Source organism: Mangrovicoccus sp. HB161399 (assembly GCF_013184745.1).
GTDB lineage: Bacteria > Pseudomonadota > Alphaproteobacteria > Rhodobacterales > Rhodobacteraceae > Mangrovicoccus.
This window is the reverse complement of sequence record NZ_JAATVU010000037.1, coordinates 23,659-47,171: the sequence shown is the minus strand read 5'-3', so window position 1 is coordinate 47,171 and position 23,513 is coordinate 23,659. Positions and strand designations below refer to the sequence as shown.

Sequence of the window (23,513 nt, the reverse complement as noted above, 5' to 3'; positions counted from 1 at the left end):
TGCCGGACGGCGCCTAGGGCCGGACCGAGACGCCTTCGACGGCGAGGCCCTGGCCGCGCGAGGCGACATAGAGTTCAAGCGCGCGGAACTCGTCCGAACCTTCCTTGAAGGTCTCGGCGCGGGTGTCGCGGATGCAGCCCTTGAAGCGGTTGTGGATCGGGATGATCCCGGCCTGCTTCAGCCGGTAGGTGGGAAACCCGCTGGTCTGGCCCTGGCTGAGATGGTCGGCGCGGATGTAGTTGCCGTTGTTGTCCTCGTGGCAATTGGCGCAGGACAGCTCCAGCTGGCCGTAGCGGGTGTAGTACATCTCCTTGCCCTGCTCCCAGTAGGGTGCGGCGGGCCCGTCGATGGCCACGTTGACCGGCAAGCCGCGCGACTGGACCGAGAGCGCGACGGTCATCGCCTTCATCGGCTCGGAGGTCCAGCCCCAGGCCTCGGCCCCCATCCGCTCGGTGCGGCAGGAATTGATGTAGTCTTCCATGCTCCAGAGCTTGCCCGAGGCATTGACCTTGGGCATCGAGGCGCGCACGCCCCTCATCGAGGAGATGTCCTCGTGGCAGCCCGAGCATGCCTTGCCCTCGCTGCCATCCACCGTATCCCAGAGCTCCAGCCCGGCATCGGCGGCGATCATGCCGGGGTTGTCGAAATCGTCCATCTCCATCGCGCGGGTCGCCTCGTCGCGGTAGAGCCAGCCCGACAGCAGCTCGGGCAGCGCGCCGTCGAGATAGTCCGGCGCCGGCGCGCGGGTCGTCAGGGTCTCTTCCCCGTTGATGACCAGCTCGGCGTCCAGATCCGGATCGGCCAGGGCTGCGCCCGCCAGGCCGATCGCCAGCACGGCGAGGCTCAAGCGATGCATCTTCATGTTGTGCTCCTCCCTTGGGTGGAGCCGTCCGCCTCCCCGCGGACGGCCCTGCCTGTCACGCGACGGTAATGCTCTGTGTGTCCTCGTAGACGGAGCCGTCGTCATCGGTCCAGGTGAACTTGAAATCCCCCGTCTGGCCGACCTTGGCCTCGAACTCGAAATAGGGATTGGTTGCCACCGAGGGGTCGATGTCCACGTCGATCACCATTTCGCCGGCGAATTCGCAGGTGAAGCGGTTGATGATCTGGCGCGGGATGAGATTGCCGTCCGAGTCCTTGCGCTGGCCGGATTCCATCGGGTGCGAGATCAGGGTCTTGATCGTCACCACATCGCCGGCAGACGCGGTCTTCGGCACTTTCACGCGGGGTTTGACGCCTTCCATGTCCTTGTCCTCCTCCGCTCAGCCGCCGCAGCCGCCGATGGTGACCTTGACGGTCGCGCTGGTCTTCACGAAGCTGCCGTCGGCCATTTTCGCCACGGCCACGACATCCTGGGTCTTGGCGAGCCGGATGCGGGTCGAGGCCGACTGCGATCCGGCCGCGGGTCCGAAATTGAAGGTGCACACCTCGGATTCGGGGTTGCCGCCCGCGAAGAGCGCGATCGAGGTGGCGCCCGGCGCGGAGACCGCGATCGGGACGGTGTTGCCGTTCTCTGCGATTTCCGGCGCGGTCAGCGTGATCCCGCCGCCCTCGGCCGCCGCTGCGCCGCCGGTGAAGGCGGCCATCGCCTCGTCCAGAGCCGCGGCGGCGGCCGGCAGCGGCAGCGCCGCCGCGGCGAGCCCGCCGAGACCCAGGGCCAGCGTGTTGCGTCTGGTCAATTCCATTCAGTTCCTCCTCTGGCGCGATTGCGCCGTCACTCCTTGAGCGTCACCAGATAGGCGACCACGTCCTCGATCTGCGTGGCCGACAGGATCGGCGGCAGCTCCGCCGGAGCGGCCTTGCCGGTATAGGCGTCGCCGGGCCGGTCATAGGGGCCGGTCTTGTAGAAGGAGGGCATCATCGAGCCCTCGAACGTGTGCTTGGCATCGGCCACGATCCCGCGCAGCTGCGCCGCGTCCCAGCGGTCGCCCGCGCCGTCGAGGGGCGGGCCGATATTGCCCTGGAAGTCGGCGCTGAGCGATGACACCTGGTGGCAGGCGACGCAGTTGCCGAGCGCGCGGCTCGACATCACGTTGGCGCCTTCGTCGGGATTGCCCGGGGCACCGGTCAGCGAGGCTTCGATTGCCCCGGATTCGCCAAAGGCGACCTCGCCCGGGGGCGTGTCCGCAAGAACCCAGCTGCCCGCGAGCGCAACCGCCGCGGCCAGGGGAAAGACGGTCTTTCTCATGGATCTCCTCCCTATCCACTCACCGAGGCTAAACGAGTCTGCGACATCTTTGCAATAGGAATATTCATATCCGTGCATGTTTCTGCAACTGCGAAGGATCACTGCGTTTTCCGGATCAGGTATTCCTGGAAGAGTTCTCCCGAGTCGTAGCCGTGCTCCAGCACCCATTCCATCAGCGCCTTTGTCGTGCCCTTCCCGAAGGCGCCCGGCATGGCCACGGCTGCCGCCTGGACGGCGGTCTCGTCTTCGGGAACGTCCTCGGGCAGGAAGATCAGGGTCGGCGTGAAGACCAGGCCCCAGCGCTTGACCATCTCCTTCTCTCCCAGGGCCGTGCCGTCGAAATCGGTGACCTCGGTCTGGCCGAACATGTTGATCTGGACCACGAAGAAATGCTCGCGGATCAGCGCGTCGATCTCCGGAACGGGGAACACCTCCTCGTGCATCTGCGCGCAGTAGATGCAGCCGCGCTGCTCGACGATCAGCATCAGCCTCTTGCCCTCGGCATTGGCCTCGCCGAGGTCTTCGCGCAGGTCCTTGAACGTGTCCTGCAGCCAGTCCGGCTTGTGCAGGCCGTCATCGCCCACCGGCACTTCAGCCAGGACGGGCAGGGCGGCCAGCGCGGCGGCCAGGGTGGCGGCGATCAGGGTCTTCATGTCGGTCTCCTCCGCAATCGGGCGGGCGCGGCTCAGCCGAGCGTCGCGCTCCAGTCGAAAGTGTCGAGCAGCCACTGGCCGATCAGGTTGACCTGGCCGGTGGCGATCAGGATGGCAAAGACGATCAGCATCAGCCCCATCGCCTTCTCTACATGGCCGAAGGCGCGGCGGTGGCGCGCGACGAAGCCGAGGAAGGGCCGCGCGAAGAACGCGGCCAGCACGAAGGGCAGGGTCATGGCGAGCCCGTAGACCAGAAGCAGCGTGGCGCCGCGCATCAGGTCTCCGGTGCCCGAGGCGACGAACAGGATTGCCGCCAGCGCGGGGCCGACGCAGGGCGTCCAGCCGAAACCGAAGGCCAGCCCCATGACATAGGCGCCGAAAACGGTCGAAGGATCGGTTGCCGCCTCGATCCGCGCCTCGCGGTAAAGGAAGGGCAGGCGGACGATCCCGAGGAAATGCAGGCCGAAGACGGCAAGCACCGCCGCCGCCACCCAGGACAGCGCGTCCTTCCATTGGATGAACAGCGATCCCAGTGCTGTGGCGCCGAGCCCGAGCAGCACGAAGATCGTCGTCACGCCGAGCGCGAAGGCCATGGCCGAGAGGACCAGCCGCCGCTGCGCGCCCGGCGCGATGGCCTCGCTGCCGCGCAGCTCCTGCATCGACAGCCCGGCCATGTAGCTGAGATAGAACGGCACCATCGGCAGGATGCAGGGCGACAGGAATGACAGCAGGCCCGCCAGCGCGGCGCCGCCCAGAGTGATGTCGAGCATTCCGGAGCCCTCCCCCGGCCCCGCCGCGACTCCGGAGCTTGCCGCCGGAAGGTCGAGACATTATGATATTCATATATCCATCAGGAGACGTCAATGCCCGGCCGTTCCGCTGCTTTCGCGCTTGCCGCTAGCCTCGCCCTGACTTCCCTTGCCCAGGCCTCGGAGCTGTCGCTGCTGATGATCCGGCAGGAGGGCTGCGGCTATTGCAGGCAATGGGACCGCGAGGTGGGGCCGGTCTATCCCAAGACCGCGGAAGGCCGTGCCGCGCCCTTGCAGGAAGCCGATTTCCATGATCCGCTTCCCGCCGGGGTGACGCTCGCGCGGCCCCCGGCCTTCACGCCAACCTTCGTCCTGCTTGCGGACGGGGCGGAAATGGGCAGAATTGAAGGTTATCCCGGCGAAGCTTTCTTCTGGGGGCTTCTCGGCAGGCTGATTGCGGAGAACGGTCATGAGTGACGCCATCGCAGCAGGGTTCGGCGGATTTGCGCAGCCGCGCGGAGACGGGCGGGACGCGGCCGCAGACGCGCCTGCGGCGCCGCCCGAGCTGGCCGCGATCGTGGCCAGCGTCGAGGAGGCGGTGACCTTCCTCAAGGCGCTCGGGCACGAGGGGCGGCTGCTGATCCTGTGCCATCTCGCCGGCGGCGAGAAGAGCGTCACCCAGCTGGAGACGCTGCTGTCCAGCCGCCAGGCCGCGGTCAGCCAGCAGCTGGCGCGGCTGCGGATGGAGGGGCTGGTCCAGGCCCGCCGCGACGGCCAGCAGATCTACTATTCGCTGCTCGACGAGAAGGTGCTTGCGGTCGCAAGCCTGCTGGATACTCTTTTCGGCGGGACCGACGGCGCCGCAGGGGACGGCGCCGGGGCGGTCTGACAGCCGCTGGGAGGACGGCATGACGGACGGGATGCTGGCGGCACTTGCCGGGCTGGCCGCAGGGGGCGTGCTGGGACTGGCCGCACGGTTCGGCAATTTCTGCACGCTCGGGGCAATCGAGCATGCGCTCTACGGCAGCGACAGGCGGCGGCTCCGGCAATGGGGAATCGTGCTGGGCACCGCGGTGCTGGCGACCCAGGCCGCGGGCTTCGCGGGCTGGGCCGATCTCGGCGCCTCGCTCTACCGCTCGGTGGCGTGGAGCCCGGCGGGCAGCATCGCCGGCGGGCTGCTCTTCGGCTATGGCATGGCGATGGCGGGCAATTGCGGCTTCGGCGCGCTGGCGCGCTTCGGCAGCGGCGACATGCGCTCGCTGGTCATCGTCGTGGTGACGGCGATCTCGGGCTTCGCCGCCCTGTCCGGTCCGCTGGCGCCGCTGCGCACGGCGCTGTTCCCGCAGGCGGCGGCAGAGGGCCCCTCCGGCATCGCCTTCGGCCTGTCTTCCGTGACCGGCATTCCCGAGCCGCTGGCCGCCGCGGCGATCGGCCTGGCGCTGCTGGGCTGGGGGCTGGCGCACCGCCCGCTGCGCGAGGCGCGCGGCCAGGTGGCCTGGGGTATCGCCGCCGGGCTGGCCGTGGCCTGGGCCTTCGTCTCGACCAGCTGGCTGGCGGCGCGCAGCTTCGGCGGCATCCCGGTGGAGGGGCTGTCCTATGTCGCGCCGCTGGGACGGAGCCTGCTGTGGCTGATGACCTCGACTGCGGGCGGGCTGTCCTTTGCCGTGGGTTCGGTGGCCGGCGTGATGGCGGGCGGTTTCGCCGGGTCGCTGATCCGCGGCATGTTCCGCTGGGAGGCCTGCGAGGATCCGCGCGAGCTCGGCCGCCAGGTCGGCGGGGCGGCGGCGATGGGGATCGGCGGGGTGGTCGCGATGGGCTGTTCGGTCGGGCAGGGGGTCAGCGGCACCGCCGTCCTGGCCTGGTCCGGCCCGGTGACGCTGGCGGCGATCGCCGCCGGGGCGGCCTTCGGACTGCACCGGCTGATCGGCGGCGCGCAGCCGGAATAGCGGGCTCAGGCGACGCCGGCCGCCGGTTCCGCGCCGTGGTCGAGCAGCAGGTCGGTCGCCACCGCCCCGGCCCACATCGCGCAGAGCGCCACCAGCGAAGTCAGCGCGAAGACCGAGGCGCCGGTCACGCCGTTGCCGATCGCGCAGCCGCCGGCCAGCATCGCGCCGAAGCCCATCAGTGCCGCGCCGGCCATCGAGCGGCGCATCTGGCTCTCGCCCGCGAAGCCCTGGAATTCCAGTTCGCCGGCGAGCGCCGCCGCGGCGAAGGCGCCGAGGAAGACGCCCGGCACCAGCCCGATGTCGAAGCTGGGAACGCCCTGGCGATCGAGGAAGAACATCAGCGTGCCGGCCGAGGGCCCGGAAAAGGTCAGCGAGGTTACGCTGACCGGGTCGAAGGCGCGCTGCGACAGCTGCCAGGTGGCTACCCAGCCAAGCGCCACGGCGAAGCCCACGCCGGACCCGAAGACCAGCACGCGCAGCCCGACCCGGTTGCGCCGCGCAAGGGCCAGCGCGACGCCCGCCGTCCCTAGGCCGAGCGCAAGTCCGGCCCAGTGCGGCAGCCCGGCCCAGGCAAGCGCGTCGATGTTGCGCGCCCCGGTCGTCCATTGCGCTGCCAGCCAGTTGCGCAGCGGCGCCAGCCGGCCATGCAGCGACATCTGCGCCACGACCGCGAAGACGAGGCCGGAGACGAGCGAGCGCAGGTTTCCGGTCGCAGCCAGCACCAGCAGCCGCCCCGAGCAGCCGCGCGCCATCACCATGCCGATGCCGAAGAGCGTGCCGCCGATGACCGCGCCGGAAAGCGAGCCCGGCACCGACATGATCCGCGCATCCGCGCCGCGGAAGAGCCCGGCAAGGGAGGCGAGCTGCACCCAGGCCAGCGCGGTGGAGAAGCACAGCAGCCACACCGTCACCCGCGGGCCGAGCCTGCCGCGGGCGAATTCCACCGTGGCGGCGCGCAGGCAGAAGGCCGAGCGCTGCGCGGCGATGCCGAAGACGAGCCCGGTGAGAAGCCCCAGGAGCGCGGCGGCCCGGCTGTCGCCGAGCAGGTCGAGAAGATCGGAACTGTCCATCGGCGCAGGCTGCCCGGGCCTGAAGACATTCGCTTTGATGCATGTCAAGGGGACTGGCTTGCCGCAATCCTCGGCGCGGCAAGGCCCGACCCGGCTGCCGCCTGCGCCCTTGTCCCGATGGCGGCCGGATCGGGCCGGCACGCTGTCCCCGAGAGGCCGCAGGGCGGCTGGCCGGAGGCAGGGCGGCCCCGCCCCTGGTCCCGGACCGCTACGGCTGCGGCGGAGCTTGCCGGGCCGTGTCCCCGGAGGGGAGGACGGCTTGTGTGCAGCGCTTGCCTTCTTGCTGCACATCGTGCCAGTGTGCAGCATGGAAAAACATGATGCACACAGAGCCGGGCCGCGGCCCGCGCCGATCCTGTCGCATTCCCGCGCGGCGCAGGTGGCCTACCAGGACCTGCTGCGGCTGCATCTCGACGAGGCGGCCTCTGGCCATGTCGGCAGCCTCGAGGCACGGCACCGCAACGGCCGCACCTATCTCTACGACAAGTTCCGCATCGGCACCGAGATGAAGAGCCGCTACCTGGGCGAGGACACGCCGGAGCTGCGGCAGCGGCTCTCCGCGGCGGAGGGGCTGCGCGCGCAGGCGGAGGAGCGCCGCCGGAGCATGGCTCGGCTGGCACGGATCCTGCGGGCCGAGGGGCTGATCGCAACTGACAGGGAAACCGGCTCGATGCTGCTGGCCTTCGCCCGCGCGGGCGTGTTCCGGCTGGGCGGCACGCTGATCGGCACGGCGGCCTACGGCCTCTACCAGGGCGAGCTGGGCATCCGTTTCGGCGCCGACGAGCTGGCCCAGACCGGCGACATCGACTTCGCCAGCTTCGAGCGGCTGTCGATCGCGCTGGAGGACCGGGTGGAGCAGGGGCCGGACGAGATCCTGCGGGCGCTGAAATTCGACGCCGTGCCCGGGGTGCATGACCGCCAGGTCTGGCGCTGGCGGCAGAGCAGCGGCGAGGCGATGGTCGAGTTCCTCACGCCGGCCTTCGGCGAGGAGACGGTCAGGCCGCTGCCCGCGCTCGGGGTCAGCGCCCAGGCGCTGCACTATCTCAACTACCTGATCGCCGGGCCGATCCACGCGCTCGCGCTCTACCGCTCGGGCGTCCTGGTGCAGATCCCGCGGCCCGAGCGCTTCGCGATCCACAAGCTGATCGTCGCGGACCGGCGGCGCGGCGGGCCGGACCAGGCGAAGTCGCGCAAGGATCTGGGGCAGGCGGCCTTCCTCATCGCGGCGCTGGCCGAGGACCGGCCGGACGACCTGGCCATGGCGCATGAGGAGGCGCTGTCTCGCGGCCCGCGCTGGCGCGAGCGCATCGGGGCGAGCCTGGCGCGGCTGCCGGAAACGGCGGAGATCCTGGCGGGCATCGCCTGACGGCAGGCGGGCCGGACGGGGGCCGGGACGGGCATTGATCGCATGGCGCGGAGCCCTTATCGCCAAGGCAGCCGCACCGGGCCGCCAGCCGCCGCCCGGGCGGCCGGCAGGAGGTCCGAACCGGCATGCGCTATCCGCCCACCACGAAGCAGGTGCTGGCCTTCCTGGCCGTGGCGCGCCACCTGAAGTTCCTGGCCGCCGCCGAAGAGCTCAACATGTCCCAGCCGGCCGTCACCGCGCAGATCGGCCAGCTGGAGCGCAATCTCGGGCTGCGGCTGTTCCACCGCACCAAGCGCGAGGTGGCGCTGACCGCGGAGGGACGCGACCTGCTGCCGAAGATGGCGCGGATCGCCGAGACGCTGGAGGCCATCGTCGCGGCCAGCGAGGAGCTGGGAACGGGGCGGCGGGGCAAGGTGCGGATCGCCGTGCTGCCCTCGGTCGCCGCCTCGATGCTGCCGCGCTCCATCGGGGCGTTCCGCGCCGCCCATCCCGGCATCGAGGTCGCCGTCGCCGATGTGGTTGCCGAGGAGATCCTCGCCTTGGTCAAGGCGGATGCGGTCGATTTCGGCATCGGACCGCGCACCAGCGCCGACCACGCCATCGCCGGCGAGGACTTCCTGACCGACGAGCTGCGCGTCTTCTTCCCCGAAGGCCATCCGCTGGAGGCGGAGGCGGCGCCCGAACTGGTCCGCTGCGCCGCCTTTCCGCAGGTGGTCACCGGCCGCAGCAGCTCGGTCCGGGCGCTGCTGGAACGGGTTCTGGCCGAAGCCGGGGCAGAGATCGAGATTGCGATGGAGGCGGCCTACATGTCCACCGCGCTGGCGGCGGTGCGGGCCGGGCTGGGCGTCGCGATCCTGCCTCTTTCGGCGCGCGAGGCCGGCAATGCCGAGGGCCTGCTCTGCCGGCCGGTCGGGGCGGAGGGCCTGCCGCGCCAGCTGCAGATCCTCACCCGGCGCGGCCGCGAACTGCCGGTCGCGGCCGGGCTGCTCAGGGACTGGCTGGCGCGCGATCGGGAAGCGTGATCGCCAGCATCGTCGAGGCCAGGCACTTGCCGTGGGCGTCGAGCGCCAGCGGCAGAGTCACCCCGCCGCCGCGCGCGTGGCGCAGCACGGAGTTCAGCGCGCCGAGCGACTCGATCTCGTAGCGCTCCACCCCGCCGCGCAGCACCGGCGCGAAATGCGCCGCCGCCAGATCCTCACCCGGCGCGGCCGCGAGCTGCCGGTTGCGGCCGGGCTGCTCAGGGACCGGCTGGCGCGCGATCGGGAAGCGTGATCGCCAGCATCGCCGAGGCCAGGCACTTGCCGTGGGCGTCGAGCGCCAGCGACAGCGTCACCCCGCCGCCGAGCGCGTGGCGCAGCACGAAGTTCAGCGCGCCGAGCGCCTCGACCTCGTAGCGCTCCACCCCGCCGTGCAGCACCGGCGCGAAATGCGCCGCCACCAGCTCGGCGGTCAGGTGCTCCTGCAGGAACGGGTAGTCCGCCGGGTCATGGGCAATGACCGAGATGTTGGAATGGTCGCCCTTGTCGCCGGTCCGGGAATGGGCAATCTCTCGCAGCTGGGTCATCGCGTCACCATGGTCATGCGCGGGCTGGCTGCCGCGCGGGGAACGAGGGCCGAAAGCATCGCGATGATCCGGCCCGTGGATTTCGTCGCGCCGCCGCCCGAGGCGGGGCCGTTGGTATAGAGCGCCTCGACCTCGTTGCCGATGCGCTTCGCCTCTGCGGCGCTGGCGCAGCGCCCGGCCACGCGCAGCCGCACCTCGGCGGGCTCGCCTGGCGGGGACATGCCCGCCAGGATGGAGTCGATCCCCATCAGGTCGAAGCGCAGCTCCTCGGCCTCGAGCCCGATCAGCGCGAAGCGCTCGCGGACGATCTCGCGGGCCAGTTCGGCGCGGGCGCGGGCATTCGGCCCGGCATAGGAGATCTGCCCCTCGCCGCGCCAGCCGGCCGCATAGCCGACCGAGGCCTTCAGCGTCGCGGGCCGCTCTCGGCCGGTCCCGCCCTCGATCCGCACCCGGTCGGGGCCTTCCCGGGTGACGCGGAGCCCGGTGAAATCGGCGGTCACGTCCGGCGTCAGGTAGGCGGCGGGATCGTGCACCTCGTAGAGCAACTGCTCCTTCACCGTCGCCGTGGTGACCGTGCCGCCCGAGCCGTCGACCTTGGTGATCGTGCCGTTGCCGTCCGGGTCGATCTCGGCGATAGGGAAGCCCAGCCGCGCCAGTCCCGGCACGTCCTTGATCCCTGGATCGGCGAAATAGCCGCCCGTCACCTGGCCCGCGCATTCCAGCAGGTGGCCGAGGATGGTGCCGCGGCCGAGCCGCTCCCAGTCGTCCATCGCCCAGCCGAATTCGTGGATCATCGGCGCCAGGAACAGCGAGGGATCGGCGACGCGGCCGGTCAGGACGACATCGGCTCCGGCCTCCAGCGCCTCGACGATGGGGCCCGCGCCGAGATAGGCATTGGCCGAGACCAGCGCCTCGCCCAGCTCCGCCGCGGGACGCCCGGTCTCGGACAGGGGATGTCCGCCCGCGACCAGCGCGGCGCGGATCTCGTCGCCGGAGACGGCGGCGACGCGCAGCCCGCCGAGACCCAGCTCCTCGGCCACCCCCAGCACGGCACGCGCCGCAGCCTCTGGATTGGCGGCGCCCATGTTGGAGACGATGCGGATGCCGTTCTTCCGGCAGGCGGGCAGGACCGCCCGCATCCGGTCCACCAGCAGCGGGTCGAAGCCCGCTTCCGGATCGGCCAGCCGCGCCTGCTGGGCGATGGCGATGGTGCGCTCGGCAAGGCATTCGAAGACCAGGTAGGAAATTCCGCCCTTCTCGGCCAGCTCGACGGCCGGCTCGATCCGGTCCCCCGAATAGCCCGCCCCCGAGCCAATGCGCAGCGTGGTCATCATGTCACTCCTGTCAGATCGCGATCGCGCCGGTCAGCACCGCTGCGACGGTCATCACGATGGAAATTGCCCAGAGCCAGCCGAAGGTGAACTTCTGGTGCTCGCCCAGCTCGATCCCGCACAGCCCGATCAGCAGGAACGTGGCGGGGGTCAGCGGGCTGACCGGGAACCCGGTGGTCATCTGTCCGATCATCGCCGCGCGGCCCATGTCGGCAGGGGCCACGCCCAGCACGTTCCCGGCCTCCGACAAGACCGGCAGGATGCCGAAGTAGAAGCTGTCGGGATCGAAGAGCAGGCTCAGCGGCATGGAGAACACGGCGAGGATCACCGGCATCCGGTCGGCATGGGCCTCGGGCACGTGGGCGGCGGCGAATTCGGCCATCGCGCCGAGCATGCCGGTGCCCTTCATGATGCCGATGAACACGCCCGCCGCCAGCAGCACCGAGGCCATCATCAGCGCGGCGGTGGCATGGCTGTCGATCCGCTTCCGCTGCTCGGCCACGTCGGGATAGTTGACGACCAGCGCGGCGATCGTGCCCAGCATGAAGCACAGCACCGGCGCGGCCAGGTCGCCGATCATGGCGCCCAGGACGGCGACGATCAGCGCGATGTTGATCCAGAAGGCGCGCGGGCGGGCGGTCTCGCGCGGGCCGTTTCCGGCCCTGGCCGCAGTGCCGTCCCCGGCGAAGGCAGACGGGATCCCGGCGGCCAGGCGGCGCTCCTCGCGCTTGCCGAGATACCAGGCGAAGGCGGCGACGGCGGCGAGCCCGGCCAGCTGCACCGGCACCATCGGCATGTAGAGCGTGCCGATGTCGAGCTGCAGCGAGCTGGCCGCGCGCAGCGTCGGGCCGCCCCAGGGCAGCATGTTCGCGGTGCCCGCGGCCATCGCGACGGTGCAGGCCAGAACGCGGCGGTCGATGCCCAGCCGGTCGTAGAGCGGCAGCATCGCGGGCACGGTGACCAGGAAGGTCGAGGCGCCGGAGCCGTCGAGATGCGCGATGACGCCCAGCACGGCGGTGCCCAGCACGATCCGCGCGGGCCGCTCGCCGACCACGCGCAGGATGCCGCGGACGATCGGGTCGAGCGTGCCGGCATCGGTCAGGATGCCGAAGAACAGGATGGCGAAGACGAACATGCCGACCACCGGCGCGATGGTCTTGATGCCGTCGACGGCGAACTTGCCGGCCTCGGCCATGCCGAACCCCGCGAGCAGCGCGCCGAGGATCGGCACGACCACCAGCGCCGCCATCGGCGAGAGCTTCTTGGAAATGATGCCTGCCAGAACGATCACGATCGTCAGCAGGCCTGCGAGTGCAAGCATGTGGTGTCCTCCCTCGGATGTCGGCGGGCCGTCTGGTCCTGCGCCTTGCTCGCTTGCGGGCGGGGCGATCCTCCTCGCCGCCTCCCGCTGTCGCCGCGACCATGCTGCGGGGCTTTCCAATGGTGAAATCGATTATTTGGAAGTCAGAAATCCGGAAATCTGATAAGCGGCCGGGCCCTGCGCCGCGTCCCGTCCCGGCCTGGCGGCGGCACGGGGTCCGGCACCCCGGGCGGGCGCCCGGCATTCGCGCCTCGCACGGCCGCTCATGCTGCGATGCAGCTAAAATTCCTTTTGCAGTTGCGGAATTGAAAGATAAGGACTTTTTCCCTCCGAATTTCACGATGTCGACTCCCGTGCGATATCGCCAATTTTTCTTGATACCCGCCGGCCGTCCTGAGAAGCTTTCCCCAAGAGGAGCCTACATCATGAAATTGGTAGCGGATGACCGTTACCCGCACGACCTGGCGTCGGGCGGGACCGGGGAGGATCTGTCCCCGAAGGAGGGCGCAGCCCGGAGGATCCAGTCTGTCGAGCGGGCGCTCGGCCTGCTCGAACTGGTCGCCCAGCACCCGGACGGCATCGGCCTGTCGGAGCTGTCCGCCGCCAGCGGGCTGAAGGCCTCGACCTGCCACCACCTGCTGGCGACGCTGGTGGCGCGGGGCTATGTCGGCCAGTACGGCCGCAACCGCGCCTATGTCATGGGCGAGCGCATCCGCGACCTGTCGGAGATGGCCGAGTCCCGGCGCGACCCGGCGGTGATCCTGCGCGATCCGCTGCGCCATCTCGGGCGGCGGCTGGAGCATGCGGTCCAGATGGCGGTGATGTCGGAAAGCGCGCTGCTGACAAAGCTGAGCATTCCCGACCCGAACGGCCGCATCGCCGAGACCGACGAGGTCGAGAAGATGGCCGCCGCCCATGCCACCGCCACCGGCAAGGCGATCCTCGCCTGGATCCCCGATACCGAGCTGGTCCGGGTGATCTCGGCCAACGGGCTGACCGCCTACACGCCGAAGACCATCACCAGCCTCAGCGGCCTGGTGGAGGAGCTGCGCCTGACCCGGCGCCGCAAGTACGCCTTCGACGACGAGGAATTCCGCGAGGGCACCGTCTGCATCGGCGCCTCGCTGAGGAATGGCGCGGGGGCCGTGATCGGCGCGATCTCGGTCTCCTATGCCAAGGCCGAGGATACCGACGCCTACCGCCGCCACCTGGTCACCCAGATGATCACGGCGGGCAACGACCTATCGAGACTGCTCGAGGCCGCACAGCGGTCGCGGGCCTGACAGCAACGGAGGAGATGCTGCATGTCACTGCCAGAGAACGTGACCACCCACGAGGACTTCCCGGTCCCGGAGACCATGAAGGCCTGGGTGCTGGGGGATCCCGGAGAACTCACGCTGACAGACAAGCCTGTCCCGGCGCCGGGCAGGGCCGAGGTCCTGGTCCGCATAGATGCGGTCGCGATCTGCGCCACCGACCTGGAGATCATCCATCACGGCCCGCCCGCGCAGATCCAGGGCGGCGACCCGTTCAACAAGAACTTCACCCCCGGCCATGAATACATGGGCACGGTCGTGGCGCTCGGGCCGGGCGTCGACGAATACGAGATCGGCGAGCGGGTGACGGTGGAGATCCATGCCGGCTGCGGCCAGTGCAAGCGCTGCCGCCAGGGGATGTACACCTCCTGCCACAACTACGGCAAGAACTACGGCGATGTCGACAAGGGCCACCGCGCCAACGGCTTCACCACCGACGGCGGCTTCGCCGAATACGCGGTGAACAACATCAACACGCTGGTCCATGTCGCCGATACCATGACCGACGAGGAGGCCACGCTGGTCGTCACGGCCGGCACGGCGATGTACGGGCTGACCGAGCTCGGCGGGCTGGTCGCGGGCGAAAGCGTCGTGGTTTCTGGGCCGGGCCCGATCGGGCTTCTCGGCGCGGCGGTGGCCAAGGCGCTCGGCGCGCAGCCGGTAATCCTGACCGGCACCCGCGACAACCGGCTGGAAATCGGCCGGAAGCTCGGCGCCGACCACGTGATCAACGTGCGCAACGAGAATGTCGTCGAGAAGGTCAAGGAGCTCAACGGCGGCAAGGGAGTCGACTACGTGGTCGAATGCTCGGGCGCGCCGCAGGCGGTGAACGAGGCGGCGCAGATGCTCAACCGCGGCGGCAAGATCTGCCTCGCCGCCTTCCCGGGCAGCGCGCCCGAGGTCGATGTCGCCTTCCTGGTGCGCAACAACATCTACCTCTACGGCATCCGCGGCGAAGGCAAGACCGCGACCCACCGCGCCGAGGCCTTCATGCGCCAGAAGCGTTTCGACGCCTCGCTGATCCACACCCATACCTTCGACATGGAGGACCTCGCCGAGGCGCTGCGCTATGCCAAGGACCGGGTCGAGGACGCGATCAAGGTGGTGGTGAAGAACAAGCACGCTGCCGCCCGGCAGCTGGCCGCAGAGTGAGCGGAGGAGACGAGCCATGCTGACCTGCGACGCATATCACCGCCCCCGGACCCTGGCCGAAGCGCTTGCCCTCTGGGCCGATGCGCCGGAGGGCAGCCGGCTCGTCTCCGGGGCGACCGACATCTATCCTTGGGCCCGCGACGGCCGGGCCGGGGACGTCCACCTGCCGGCGATGATCGACCTGTCGGGCATCGGCGAGCTGCGGGGATACGGCTTCGGCAAGGGGCGGCTGCACCTTGCGGCGGGCACCGTCTACCAGGATTTCCTGACCGACCCGGTGCTGCGCCAGAACCTGCCCTGCATGCCGCATGTCGCGATCTGGTTCGCCGACGACCAGATCCGCGAGGTGGCGACGCTGGCGGGCAACCTCGTCAACGCCTCGCCGGTCGCGGACGGCACGCCCGCGGTGGTGGCGCTGAACGGCGCGATCGAGCTGGCGCGGCTCGAAGACGGCGAAATCCGCCGCCGCACGGTGGAGATCGAGGAGTTCATCCACGGGCCGGGCCGCACCGCCATCCGGAAGGGCGAGATCGCCACGCAGGTGACGCTCGACACCTGCTGCGGCTATGGCGGCGCCTTCCAGAAGGTCGGCCAGCGGCGGTCGCTGGTGATCTCGGTGGCCTGCTGCGCGGCGCTCGTCCGCACCGATCCCGAGGGCCGGACCTTCGAGGATGTCCGCCTGGCGCTCGGCGGCGTCGGGCCGGGGCCGATGCGCCTGCGCGAGGCCGAGCGGATGCTGCGCGGCGAGCGGGTGGAGCCGGAGGCGATCCTGCGCGCCGCCCATGGCGCGGCCGACCGCGTCGCCTCGCGCTCGCGCCTCGACTACCGCCGCGAGGTGGTGGTGAATTTCGTGCGCGCCGCGCTGGAGGAGGCGCTGGCCAACCGGCCGAACCGGGCCGCCGCGCATGACCAATCCAAGGAGACCATGGCCAATGCCTGATATGGACCTCAGCTGCACCGTCAACGGACGGCCCGTGGCCCGCAGGGTCGCCGCGCACGCGCGCCTGCTCGACCTGTTGCGCGACGACCTGAACCTCACCGGCACCAAGGAAGGCTGCGGCGCCGGCGAATGCGGAACCTGCAGCGTCTTCGTCGACGGAAAGCTGGTGAAATCCTGCCTGATGCCCGCTGGCCGCGCCGAGGGCGCGGTGATCGAGACGGTCGAGGGGCTGGCGGGCCGCGGCCCGCTGACCCCGGTGCAGAAGGCCTTCCACAAGACCGGGGCCAGCCAGTGCGGCTACTGCATCCCCGGCATGGTGATGGCGGCCACCGCCTGCCTGCGCCAGAACCCCGAGGCGGATCTGGACGAGATCAAGGAGCGCATGGGCGGCAACATCTGCCGCTGCACCGGCTACACCAAGATCCTCGAGGCCGTGGAGATTGCCCGCGACGTGATCGCGGGCCGGGCGGACGCGTCGGTCCTGGATGCCGACGAAACGCTGGGAGAGAGCTATATCGGCCACAATGTCCGCCGGATCGATGCGCCCGCCAAGGTCACCGGACGGCTGCGCTATGCCGCCGACATGAAGCTGGTGGACATGCTGCAGATGCAGGTGCTGCGCAGCCCGCATCCGCATGCGCGCATCGTGCGGATCGACACCGCGGAGGCCGAGGCGATGCCGGGCGTCGAATGCGTGATCACCGCCGATGACGTGCCGGGCAAGGACGGCTTCGGCGTCTTCGTCCACGACCAGCCGGTCATGGCGCGCGGCAAGGTCCGCCATGTCGGCGAGGCGGTCGCCGCCGTCGCGGCCGAAGATCTGGTGACCGCGCGCCGCGCCGTTGCCGCGATCAAGGTGGAATACGAGCTGCTGCCCGGCCTCTACGACCCGGAGGATGCGCTGAAGCCCGGCGCGCCGGTGATCCACGACTATGCGCCCGACAACGTGGTCAAGCACATCCCGCTGAGGAAGGGCGACATCGCGGCGGGCTTCGCCGCGGCGGACGTGATCCTGGAGCACGAGTTCGGCACCCAGCAGGTGGAGCACGCCTATCTGGAGCCCGAGGCCGGGATCGCCTTCGTCGACCATGACGACGTGGTGACGGTGCACAGCCCCAGCCAGAACATCACCCATCACCGCCACATGCTGGCCGAGATCCTGGGTCTGCCGATCAACAAGGTGCGCATGGTGATGTCGCCGGTGGGCGGCGGCTTCGGCGGCAAGGAGGACATGATCTACCAGGGGATGCTGGCCATCGCCGCGATGAAGACCATGCGGCCGGTGCAGCTGAACTTCACCCGCGAGGAAAGCCTGGTCGCCTCGGCCAAGCGCCATCCGAGCCGGGTCGCCTACAAGATGGGCCTGACCTCGGACGGGCGGATCACCGCGGTGAAATTCGAGATGCTCTCGGACGGGGGCGCCTACGGGATGAGCTCCGAAGGAGTGATGCGCAAGGCGGCGATCCTCAGCTGCGGCCCCTACGAGATCGAGAACCTGCAGGTCGACACCCGCGCGGTCTACACCAACAACACCCCGTCGGGCGCCTTCCGCACCTTCGGGGGCATGCAGGCGCAATTCGCCACCGAGAGCATGATGGACATGGCGGCGGAGCGGCTGGGGCTCGACCCGTTCGAGATCCGGCGGATCAACATGTACCGCGCGGGATCGCTGACCCATACGCAGCACCGGCTGGACCGGGCCTCGCTCGATCAGGTGCTGGACGCGGCCGAGGCGGCGAGCCGCTGGGAGACCGGCGTGCCCTCGGTGCGCGGCGCGCTGCGCGGCGATCTGGGCGGGCCGGACACGCGCAGGCCCTGCACGCTCGGCGCAAGGCTGGCGGGCGGGCCGGCGACGGCGGCAGCGACGGAGGCGGCAGAATGAACGCGATCACCGAAACCCGCGCCGAGACCCGGCGCAAGCGCGGCCGCGGCATGGCCGCCAGCTGGTACGGCATCGCCCGCACCGCGACGATCGACCGGGCCGGCGCCTGGGCGGAGCTGGACGACGGCGGCACGGTGAAGATCGTCACCGGCGTCACCGAGATCGGCGAGGGCATCCTGACGGTTCTGGCCCAGGTCGCCGCCGAGGAGACCGGCACCCGGCCCGAGGATGTCACCATCGGCGACAACGACACCGCGCGCTCGCCCGAGGCGGCCCATGCCGGAGCGACGCGGCAGACCTACATGATCGGCAATGCCGTGGCGCTGGCCTCGCGCCAGGCGCGCGAGGTCCTGTTCGAGAAGATCGCCGAATACTGGGAGGTCGCCGCCGGCGAGCTGCGCGCCTTCGACGGCGAGATCTGGGCGGAGGGGTCGAACCTGCGCATGTCCGTCGCCGATGCGGTGGCGATCTGCAAGGCGCGCGGGACCGTGCCGGTCGGCTCGGCCAGCTTCACCGCCAACGGTACCGGGCTCGACCCGGCGGACGGCAAGGGCAGCCCCTGGCAGACCTATGTCTTCGGCACCCAGGTGGCGGAGGTCGAGGTCGACACCTGGACCGGCGAGGTGCAGGTGCTGGGGCTCTGGGCCGCGCATGACGTCGGCCGGGCGATCAATCCCCGCGGCGTCGAGGGCCAGATCGAGGGCGGCGTCGTCCAGGGGCTCGGCCAGGCGCTGATGGAGGAGTACGTCACCGTCGACGGCCATGCCGCCACCCACGGCTTCGCCAAGTACATCCTGCCGACCGCGCTCGACGTGCCGCAGATCACCTGTGTGATCGTCGAGGACGAGGACCCGACCAGCCCGCTGAGGGCCAAGGGGATCGGCGAGCCGGCGCTGGTGCCGACCGCGCCGGCCATCATCAACGCGATCTACGACGCGATCGGCGTGCGCATCACGACGCTGCCGGCCACGCCCGAGAAGATCCTGGCGGCGCTCCGCGTGCAGCAGCCCTGAGAGGCGGCGCGGGCGGAGGCGCCATGGCACATGCGCGGGCCGGCCTTGGGAGGGGCAGGCCGCGCGATGCAGGGCGGCCCGCGGCGGTCCGGAGAGACCGGCCGCGGGCCGCAGGAACGCAGAAAATCAAGGGAGGATGAGATGAAGATGAGACTCGCATTGGGCGGCGGCTTCGCGGTGCTGGCCGCTGCCTCGGTCCTGTCGCTCGGCGTGCCGCAGGCACGCGCGGAATTTCCCGAGAAACCGGTGGAGATGACGGTGCTGTTCGGCGGCACGGCCAGCACCATCGCCCAGGTCCTGTCCGAGACGATGGCGGGCGAGCTGGGCGAGCCGGTGGTGCCGGTCAGCCGCACCGGCGGCGGCGGCGCGGTGGGCTATTCCCACGTGATGGCGACCGCGCCCGACGGCTATTCGATCGTCTGGAACTCGAACTCGGTCAACACCACGGCCCATGTCGGCCACGTGCCCTACAGCTACGAGGATTTCGTTCCGATCGCCCGGGTGTCGGAGGAAACCCCGGCGCTGGCGGTCAACGCGGCGCGGGGCTGGACCAGCCTCCAGGACATGGCGCGCGAGGTCTCGGCCTCGGACGACCACCTCAAGGTCGGGATCTCCGGCAAGGGCAGCTTCACCCATCTGGTCTCGGCGGCGCTGTTCGATGCGATGGGCATCGGCGACCAGGTGACCTTCATCGCCTATGGCGACGGCAAGGCGCCGGTTGAGCTGCTGGCCGGGCGGATCGACGCCGCCATCCAGTGGCCGGGACAGTTCAAGTCCTATGTCGATACCGGCGACCTGTCGGTCCTGGCGGTGACCGGCTCCGAGCGGATCGATTTCCTGCCCGGCGTGCCGACCGCGCAGGAGCAGGGCGTCGACATCGACATCACCATGTGGCGCGGCCTGGCCGCTCCGAAGGACACCCCGCCCGAGGTGGTCGAGAAGCTCGCCGCCGCGGCCGAGGCCGCGACCAACAGCGAGGCCTTCCGCAAGGCCGCCGCGACGATGGGTTTCCAGCCGGCCTATGCCGGTCCGCAGGACTTCGCGGCGCTGATCGCGCGCGACGACGCCTTCTATGCGGGCCTGCTCAAGAAGCTCGGCCTGGGCCAGTGAGCGCGGGGGATGGTGAAATGACCGACCTGCGCAAGGATCTGGTGCTGGGGCTCGTGCTGCTCGCGGCCGGGGCGGGATGGAGCGCGCTGGCCTGGGCCACGCTTTCCCCCGGCTTCGGCGGCGGCGACATCGGCCCGCGGGCCTTCCCGCTCGCCTTCGGGGTCATCCTGATGGGGCTCTCGGCGCTCTTCATCGCCAACACGCTGGGCCGCGACACCGGCGGGGCGGCGGCGAAGGAGGGCTCCGCCAGCATCCTCTGGGGACCCGCGCTGCTGCTCCTGCTGGAGATCGCCGTCTACGGCGCGCTCCTGGAGAAGATCGGCTTCGTGCTGGCGACGCCGTTGCTGGTGCTGGCGGTGCTGGGCGCGAACCTGAAGATCCGCGGGCCGCTGACGCTGGCGGCCATGGCGGCCGGGCTGACCGCGGGCTGCTGGCTGGTCTTCGGCAAGCTGCTGGGGATCTACCTGCCCGGCGGCACCTGGGTCGATCTGGGGTAGCGCCATGGACATGTTCCTCAACGCCGCGCTCCTGGCGCTCGATCCCTGGGCGATCGGCGCGGTCGGCTTCGGCACCTTCATCGGCCTCGTCTTCGGCTCCATTCCCGGCCTGACCTTCACCGTCGCGCTGGCCCTGGCGCTGCCCGTCACCTTCGCGATGGACAGCGTGCCCGCCACCGGGCTGCTCCTGGGCACCTATATCGGCGGCATGACCGGCGGGTCGGTATCGGCCATCCTGCTGGGCATTCCCGGCACCCCGTCCGCAGCGGCCACCGTGATGGACGGCCACCCGATGGCGAAACGCGGCCAGGCCTCGATCGCGCTCGGCGCGGCGGTGGTCGCCTCGGTCTTCGGCGGGATCTTCTCGCTCGCCGTGATGATCGTCTCGGTCAACCTGGTCTCGCGGCTGGCGATCGGCTTCGGCCCGGCCGAGATCTTCGCGCTGGTCGTGTTCGGCCTCTCCACCATCTGCGGGCTCTGCGGCGGCTCGATCCTCAAGGGGCTGATCTCGGGCGTCGTCGGGCTGATGGTGATGACCGTCGGCATGGACCAGATCGAGGGCGTGCCGCGCATGACCTTCGGCTCCATCGGGCTGATGTCCGGGGTCAGCCTGCTGGTGGCGATGATCGGCCTCTTCGCGGTGCCCTTCATCATCGAGGCCAGCGCCGGGGACGGCGGCGGGCAGGGCGCCGGACGGATGGCGCGGATCCGCGCCGACCTGCCCGGGCTGCGGCTGCTGCTGTCGAAGGCCTGGCTGATGGTCCGCTGCTCGGCGCTCGGCACCGGGATCGGCGCGATCCCCGGCACCGGCGGCGCCATCGCCTCCTTCCTGGCCTATGACCATGCCCGCCGCACCTCCGCCGACAAGGCGAGCTTCGGGCAGGGCAATCTCGACGGGGTGATCGCCCCCGAGGCGGCCAACAACGCGGTGACCGGCGGCACGCTGATCCCGCTGCTGTCGCTCGGCATTCCCGGAGATCCAGCCACCGCCATCGTGCTGGCCGGGCTGATGATCCACGGTATCTCGCCGGGACCGGCGCTGTTCATGAACCACGCCACCGAGGTCTACGGCATGTATGTCGCGGTGGTCATCGCCTATCTCTGGGTGCTGGCGCTGCAGCTGGCGGGCATCCGGCTCTTCGTCCACGTGCTGAAGATCCCGCGCGAACTGCTGGCGGCCGGCGTGCTGGTGCTGTGCCTGATCGGCGCCTGGTCGGTGCGCAACTCGGTCTTCGACATCTACGCGATGGGCATCATCGGGGTGGCGGCCTACGTGCTGGTGGCGCTGCGGGTGCCGATCACGCCGATCATCCTCGGCATGGTGCTGGGCCCGACCATCGAGAACGAGTTCCGCACCGCGCTCATGCTCTCGGGCGGCAGCGCCGACATCTTCCTGCACTCGCCCATCGCCCTGCTTTTCCTCGGGCTCGCAGCTCTCGTGATCGTCCTCCAGGCGGTCGGCGAGATCCGCCTGCGCGCCTCCCAACAGAAGGTCAACGCCTGATGCTCGACAAGAACAGCCTCCCCGATCCGGCCGCTGCCGCGCAGGAGCGGATCCGCGCGCGCGCCGCGCGCCTGGCCGGCGGTCCCTTCGAGGCGGCCTTCGGCGGCCCGCTCGCGACCATGACCCTGTCCGAGGCGCTGCTGGCGGCGCTGCTGAAGCAGGGGGTCCGGCAGTATTTCGCGATCTTCGGCCACGGCTCCACCGATCTGGGCGAGATCATGCGGATCTACCACGAGGAGGGCGCGATCGGCGTCGTCAACTGCCGCAACGAGGTGGAGATGGCCCATGCCGCCACCGCCCATGCCTGGATGACCGGCGAGACGCCCGCGGTGGTGACCTCGATCGGGCCGGGCGGGCTGCAGGCGATGGCCGGCTCGCTCGCCGCGGCCTCCAACGGCGTCGGCGTCTACCACATCTACGGCGACGAGACCACGCGCGGCGAAGGCTACAACATGCAGCAGGTGCCGAAGCCCGAGCAGGGGCTGTTCGGCCGGATGGGCGCGCTGATGGGGCAGAGCTACACGCTGCACACGCCCGAGGCGCTGCGCGAATGCATGCGCCGCGGCACCGCTTGCGTGCACCATCCCTACAAGGCCGGGCCGTTCTACATTCTCGCGCCGATCAACACCCAGCCGCAGGAGGTCACGGTCAATGTCGCGACCCTGCCCGCGCGGCAAACCACGCCGCCGGTGCGTCCCGCGGCGGGGCCGGAGCTGGACGCGGCGGTGGCGCTGCTGCGCGGTGCGCGGCGCGCGGTGATCAAGGCCGGGGGCGGCACGCGCGGCCATGCGGCGGCGGTGCGGCGGCTGGCCGAGGCCGCGGGCATTCCCGTCGTCCTGTCGCCCGGCTCGACCGGCGTCCTGCCGGATGCGCACGAGCTGAACATGCATGTCGGCGGCTCCAAGGGCTCGATCAGCGGCAACCACGCCATGCAGGGTGCCGAGGCGGTGATCTTCATCGGTTCGCGCGGGGTCTGCCAGGCGGACTGCTCGGGCATCGGCTATCCGCAGGCCGAGGCGGTGCTCAACATCAACGGCGATCTCGGCGACCTGCAGCATTACGCCAACACCGTCGCGCTGCCCGGCGACATCACCGCCGTGACCGATCTCCTGCTTGGCGCGCTCGGCGACGACACCGGCAAGGAAAAGCGGGCCTACTGGCGGGCGGCCTGCACTGCGAAGAAGCAGGACTGGACCCAGTTCAAGGCCGCGCGGCTGGAGGCGGCGCCGATCGCCGACGAGGTCTGGGGCGCGCCGGTTCTGCCGCAGCCCGCCGCGATCCACATGGTGGCGAGCGCCGCCAGGGCCCATGGCGCGGTGAAGTTCTTCGATGCGGGCGACGTGCAGGCCAACGGCTTCCAGATTGTCGAGGACGACGCGCCGGGCGAGACCATCACGGAAACCGGCGCCTCCTACATGGGCTTCGCCGCCTCGGCGCTGCTCGGGCTCGCGGGGATGCGCGACGCGCCCTACGGCGTGGCCTTCACCGGCGACGGCTCCTTCATGATGAACCCGCAGATCCTGATCGACGCGGTGGAGCACCGCATCCGCGGCATGGTCGCGCTGTTCGACAACCGCCGCATGGCGGCGATCACCGACCTGCAGCTGGCCCAGTACGGCCGTGAGTTCAAGACCAATGACAGCGTCGCCGTGGACTATGTCGCGCTGGCCGGCGCGGTCTCGGGCGTGCGGGCGATCTGGGCGGGCACGACGCGCGACAGCCTCGCGGCCGCGCTGGAGGAGGGCTTCGCCCATGACGGGCTGAGCCTGCTGCACATTCCCGTCTATGCCGGGCGCGACCCGCTGGCCGGGATGGGCGCCTACGGCAACTGGAACGTGGGCAACTGGGTGGACGACGTGCAGGCGAAATACGTCGCCGCCGCGATCTGAAGGCAACTGGGGCGAGGACGAC

25 protein-coding genes are annotated in these 23,513 nt (G+C 70.4%); 14 read left to right on the top strand and 11 right to left on the bottom strand.

All coding sequences use genetic code 11. The annotated features are described in order from the left end of the window. Positions 1-13: 13 nt before the first annotated feature. The 6 genes from soxA to HCC78_RS19355 all read right to left on the bottom strand — a co-directional run bounded on the left by soxA (position 14) and on the right by HCC78_RS19355 (position 3,611). Positions 14-862 (bottom strand): sulfur oxidation c-type cytochrome SoxA, encoded by an 849-nt coding sequence (gene soxA, locus HCC78_RS19380; protein ID WP_172330440.1) that lies wholly within the window; start codon positions 860-862, stop codon positions 14-16. Between the two features lie 55 nt (positions 863-917). Beyond that, positions 918-1,244, bottom strand: a complete 327-nt coding sequence (soxZ, locus tag HCC78_RS19375) for a thiosulfate oxidation carrier complex protein SoxZ (protein ID WP_172330439.1) — start codon at positions 1,242-1,244, stop codon at positions 918-920. 18 nt (positions 1,245-1,262) lie between these two features. Next, the gene (gene soxY, locus HCC78_RS19370; RefSeq protein WP_172330438.1) at positions 1,263-1,685 is read right to left on the bottom strand and encodes a thiosulfate oxidation carrier protein SoxY; all 423 of its coding nucleotides are present in this window, start codon (positions 1,683-1,685) and stop codon (positions 1,263-1,265) included. A 29-nt stretch (positions 1,686-1,714) separates the two neighbouring features. Then, entirely contained in the window at positions 1,715-2,188 is a 474-nt protein-coding gene (gene soxX / locus HCC78_RS19365) for a sulfur oxidation c-type cytochrome SoxX (protein ID WP_172330437.1), read from the bottom strand. A gap of 98 nt (positions 2,189-2,286) precedes the next feature. Then, positions 2,287-2,841 (bottom strand): thioredoxin family protein, encoded by a 555-nt coding sequence (locus HCC78_RS19360; protein ID WP_172330436.1) that lies wholly within the window; start codon positions 2,839-2,841, stop codon positions 2,287-2,289. Between the two features lie 32 nt (positions 2,842-2,873). Continuing rightward, the gene (locus HCC78_RS19355) at positions 2,874-3,611 is read right to left on the bottom strand and encodes a cytochrome c biogenesis CcdA family protein (RefSeq protein WP_172330435.1); all 738 of its coding nucleotides are present in this window, start codon (positions 3,609-3,611) and stop codon (positions 2,874-2,876) included. A 93-nt stretch (positions 3,612-3,704) separates the two neighbouring features. Between HCC78_RS19355 and HCC78_RS19350 the strand changes: the two genes are divergently transcribed. From HCC78_RS19350 to HCC78_RS19340, 3 genes are read left to right on the top strand one after another with little or no spacing between them, the layout of a single operon-like run. Next, positions 3,705-4,067, top strand: a complete 363-nt coding sequence (locus HCC78_RS19350; RefSeq protein WP_172330434.1) for a hypothetical protein — start codon at positions 3,705-3,707, stop codon at positions 4,065-4,067. Further along, positions 4,060-4,479: a helix-turn-helix transcriptional regulator gene (locus HCC78_RS19345; RefSeq protein WP_172330433.1), complete on the top strand. Its 420-nt coding sequence runs from the start codon at positions 4,060-4,062 to the stop codon at positions 4,477-4,479. Before HCC78_RS19350 ends, HCC78_RS19345 begins: the two co-directional genes overlap by 8 nt. A gap of 19 nt (positions 4,480-4,498) precedes the next feature. Further along, on the top strand, positions 4,499-5,536 hold the full coding sequence (locus tag HCC78_RS19340) for a YeeE/YedE family protein (RefSeq protein WP_172330432.1): 1,038 nt from the start codon (positions 4,499-4,501) through the stop codon (positions 5,534-5,536). A gap of 5 nt (positions 5,537-5,541) precedes the next feature. Here the strand turns inward: HCC78_RS19340 and HCC78_RS19335 are convergent, their stop codons facing one another. Further along, positions 5,542-6,606: a YeeE/YedE family protein gene (locus HCC78_RS19335; protein WP_172330431.1), complete on the bottom strand. Its 1,065-nt coding sequence runs from the start codon at positions 6,604-6,606 to the stop codon at positions 5,542-5,544. Between the two features lie 307 nt (positions 6,607-6,913). Here HCC78_RS19335 and HCC78_RS19330 point away from each other — a divergent pair, with 307 nt between their 5' ends. Both HCC78_RS19330 and HCC78_RS19325 read left to right on the top strand, forming a co-directional pair. Continuing rightward, positions 6,914-7,972 carry a GSU2403 family nucleotidyltransferase fold protein gene (locus tag HCC78_RS19330; RefSeq protein WP_172330430.1) on the top strand — a complete coding sequence of 353 codons (1,059 nt, stop codon included), beginning with the start codon at positions 6,914-6,916 and terminating at the stop codon, positions 7,970-7,972. Positions 7,973-8,097: 125 nt separating this feature from the next. After that, positions 8,098-8,994, top strand: a complete 897-nt coding sequence (locus HCC78_RS19325; RefSeq protein ID WP_172330429.1) for a LysR family transcriptional regulator — start codon at positions 8,098-8,100, stop codon at positions 8,992-8,994. Here the strand turns inward: HCC78_RS19325 and HCC78_RS19320 are convergent. The 4 genes from HCC78_RS19320 to HCC78_RS19305 form a co-directional block, all read right to left on the bottom strand. Next, a complete protein-coding gene (locus HCC78_RS19320) occupies positions 8,960-9,124 on the bottom strand; it encodes a hypothetical protein (RefSeq protein ID WP_172330428.1) in 165 nt (54 codons plus the stop codon). The genes HCC78_RS19325 and HCC78_RS19320 overlap by 35 nt on opposite strands. A gap of 85 nt (positions 9,125-9,209) precedes the next feature. After that, positions 9,210-9,536, bottom strand: coding sequence for a hypothetical protein (locus tag HCC78_RS19315; protein ID WP_172330427.1), 327 nt, complete (start codon positions 9,534-9,536; stop codon positions 9,210-9,212). After that, positions 9,533-10,867, bottom strand: a complete 1,335-nt coding sequence (locus HCC78_RS19310; RefSeq protein WP_172330426.1) for an acyclic terpene utilization AtuA family protein — start codon at positions 10,865-10,867, stop codon at positions 9,533-9,535. Before HCC78_RS19310 ends, HCC78_RS19315 begins: the two co-directional genes overlap by 4 nt. A 13-nt stretch (positions 10,868-10,880) precedes the next feature. Next, positions 10,881-12,188 (bottom strand): CitMHS family transporter, encoded by a 1,308-nt coding sequence (locus HCC78_RS19305; RefSeq protein ID WP_172330425.1) that lies wholly within the window; start codon positions 12,186-12,188, stop codon positions 10,881-10,883. Between the two features lie 425 nt (positions 12,189-12,613). Between HCC78_RS19305 and HCC78_RS19300 the strand changes: the two genes are divergently transcribed. The 9 genes from HCC78_RS19300 to HCC78_RS19260 all read left to right on the top strand — a co-directional run bounded on the left by HCC78_RS19300 (position 12,614) and on the right by HCC78_RS19260 (position 23,491). Next, positions 12,614-13,471: an IclR family transcriptional regulator gene (locus HCC78_RS19300; RefSeq protein WP_172330424.1), complete on the top strand. Its 858-nt coding sequence runs from the start codon at positions 12,614-12,616 to the stop codon at positions 13,469-13,471. A 21-nt stretch (positions 13,472-13,492) separates the two neighbouring features. After that, positions 13,493-14,656 (top strand): zinc-binding dehydrogenase, encoded by a 1,164-nt coding sequence (locus HCC78_RS19295; RefSeq protein ID WP_172330423.1) that lies wholly within the window; start codon positions 13,493-13,495, stop codon positions 14,654-14,656. A 16-nt stretch (positions 14,657-14,672) separates the two neighbouring features. Beyond that, positions 14,673-15,596 (top strand): xanthine dehydrogenase family protein subunit M, encoded by a 924-nt coding sequence (locus HCC78_RS19290; protein ID WP_172330422.1) that lies wholly within the window; start codon positions 14,673-14,675, stop codon positions 15,594-15,596. Further along, positions 15,589-17,478 carry a molybdopterin cofactor-binding domain-containing protein gene (locus HCC78_RS19285; RefSeq protein WP_172330421.1) on the top strand — a complete coding sequence of 630 codons (1,890 nt, stop codon included), beginning with the start codon at positions 15,589-15,591 and terminating at the stop codon, positions 17,476-17,478. The genes HCC78_RS19290 and HCC78_RS19285 overlap by 8 nt, the downstream gene beginning before the upstream one ends. Next, positions 17,475-18,491, top strand: a complete 1,017-nt coding sequence (locus HCC78_RS19280) for a xanthine dehydrogenase family protein molybdopterin-binding subunit (RefSeq protein ID WP_172330420.1) — start codon at positions 17,475-17,477, stop codon at positions 18,489-18,491. Before HCC78_RS19285 ends, HCC78_RS19280 begins: the two co-directional genes overlap by 4 nt. A 141-nt stretch (positions 18,492-18,632) precedes the next feature. Continuing rightward, positions 18,633-19,601: a tripartite tricarboxylate transporter substrate binding protein gene (locus tag HCC78_RS19275; RefSeq protein WP_216671229.1), complete on the top strand. Its 969-nt coding sequence runs from the start codon at positions 18,633-18,635 to the stop codon at positions 19,599-19,601. A 17-nt stretch (positions 19,602-19,618) separates the two neighbouring features. After that, the gene (locus HCC78_RS19270) at positions 19,619-20,098 is read left to right on the top strand and encodes a tripartite tricarboxylate transporter TctB family protein (RefSeq protein ID WP_172330418.1); all 480 of its coding nucleotides are present in this window, start codon (positions 19,619-19,621) and stop codon (positions 20,096-20,098) included. Positions 20,099-20,102: 4 nt separating this feature from the next. Beyond that, positions 20,103-21,602: a tripartite tricarboxylate transporter permease gene (locus tag HCC78_RS19265; RefSeq protein WP_172330417.1), complete on the top strand. Its 1,500-nt coding sequence runs from the start codon at positions 20,103-20,105 to the stop codon at positions 21,600-21,602. Further along, positions 21,602-23,491 carry a thiamine pyrophosphate-binding protein gene (locus HCC78_RS19260; protein ID WP_172330416.1) on the top strand — a complete coding sequence of 630 codons (1,890 nt, stop codon included), beginning with the start codon at positions 21,602-21,604 and terminating at the stop codon, positions 23,489-23,491. Before HCC78_RS19265 ends, HCC78_RS19260 begins: the two co-directional genes overlap by 1 nt. The last annotated feature ends 22 nt before the right edge of the window (positions 23,492-23,513 follow it).

Excerpts from the sequence above, each read along its gene's own strand:
- HCC78_RS19310 (WP_172330426.1), bottom strand. The coding sequence starts at position 10,867 with ATGACCACGCTGCGCATTGGCTCGGGGGCGGGCTATTCGGGGGACCGG.
- HCC78_RS19355 (WP_172330435.1), bottom strand. The coding sequence starts at position 3,611 with ATGCTCGACATCACTCTGGGCGGCGCCGCGCTGGCGGGCCTGCTGTCA.
- HCC78_RS19315 (WP_172330427.1), bottom strand. The coding sequence starts at position 9,536 with ATGACCCAGCTGCGAGAGATTGCCCATTCCCGGACCGGCGACAAGGGC.
- soxA (WP_172330440.1), bottom strand. The coding sequence starts at position 862 with ATGAAGATGCATCGCTTGAGCCTCGCCGTGCTGGCGATCGGCCTGGCG.
- HCC78_RS19360 (WP_172330436.1), bottom strand. The coding sequence starts at position 2,841 with ATGAAGACCCTGATCGCCGCCACCCTGGCCGCCGCGCTGGCCGCCCTG.
- HCC78_RS19260 (WP_172330416.1), top strand. The coding sequence starts at position 21,602 with ATGCTCGACAAGAACAGCCTCCCCGATCCGGCCGCTGCCGCGCAGGAG.
- HCC78_RS19300 (WP_172330424.1), top strand. The coding sequence starts at position 12,614 with ATGAAATTGGTAGCGGATGACCGTTACCCGCACGACCTGGCGTCGGGC.
- HCC78_RS19295 (WP_172330423.1), top strand. The coding sequence starts at position 13,493 with ATGTCACTGCCAGAGAACGTGACCACCCACGAGGACTTCCCGGTCCCG.
- HCC78_RS19305 (WP_172330425.1), bottom strand. The coding sequence starts at position 12,188 with ATGCTTGCACTCGCAGGCCTGCTGACGATCGTGATCGTTCTGGCAGGC.
- HCC78_RS19290 (WP_172330422.1), top strand. The coding sequence starts at position 14,673 with ATGCTGACCTGCGACGCATATCACCGCCCCCGGACCCTGGCCGAAGCG.
- HCC78_RS19340 (WP_172330432.1), top strand. The coding sequence starts at position 4,499 with ATGACGGACGGGATGCTGGCGGCACTTGCCGGGCTGGCCGCAGGGGGC.
- HCC78_RS19325 (WP_172330429.1), top strand. The coding sequence starts at position 8,098 with ATGCGCTATCCGCCCACCACGAAGCAGGTGCTGGCCTTCCTGGCCGTG.
- HCC78_RS19350 (WP_172330434.1), top strand. The coding sequence starts at position 3,705 with ATGCCCGGCCGTTCCGCTGCTTTCGCGCTTGCCGCTAGCCTCGCCCTG.
- HCC78_RS19285 (WP_172330421.1), top strand. The coding sequence starts at position 15,589 with ATGCCTGATATGGACCTCAGCTGCACCGTCAACGGACGGCCCGTGGCC.
- HCC78_RS19265 (WP_172330417.1), top strand. The coding sequence starts at position 20,103 with ATGGACATGTTCCTCAACGCCGCGCTCCTGGCGCTCGATCCCTGGGCG.
- HCC78_RS19345 (WP_172330433.1), top strand. The coding sequence starts at position 4,060 with ATGAGTGACGCCATCGCAGCAGGGTTCGGCGGATTTGCGCAGCCGCGC.
- HCC78_RS19275 (WP_216671229.1), top strand. The coding sequence starts at position 18,633 with ATGAAGATGAGACTCGCATTGGGCGGCGGCTTCGCGGTGCTGGCCGCT.
- HCC78_RS19335 (WP_172330431.1), bottom strand. The coding sequence starts at position 6,606 with ATGGACAGTTCCGATCTTCTCGACCTGCTCGGCGACAGCCGGGCCGCC.
- HCC78_RS19280 (WP_172330420.1), top strand. The coding sequence starts at position 17,475 with ATGAACGCGATCACCGAAACCCGCGCCGAGACCCGGCGCAAGCGCGGC.
- soxZ (WP_172330439.1), bottom strand. The coding sequence starts at position 1,244 with ATGGAAGGCGTCAAACCCCGCGTGAAAGTGCCGAAGACCGCGTCTGCC.
- soxY (WP_172330438.1), bottom strand. The coding sequence starts at position 1,685 with ATGGAATTGACCAGACGCAACACGCTGGCCCTGGGTCTCGGCGGGCTC.
- soxX (WP_172330437.1), bottom strand. The coding sequence starts at position 2,188 with ATGAGAAAGACCGTCTTTCCCCTGGCCGCGGCGGTTGCGCTCGCGGGC.
- HCC78_RS19330 (WP_172330430.1), top strand. The coding sequence starts at position 6,914 with ATGGAAAAACATGATGCACACAGAGCCGGGCCGCGGCCCGCGCCGATC.
- HCC78_RS19270 (WP_172330418.1), top strand. The coding sequence starts at position 19,619 with ATGACCGACCTGCGCAAGGATCTGGTGCTGGGGCTCGTGCTGCTCGCG.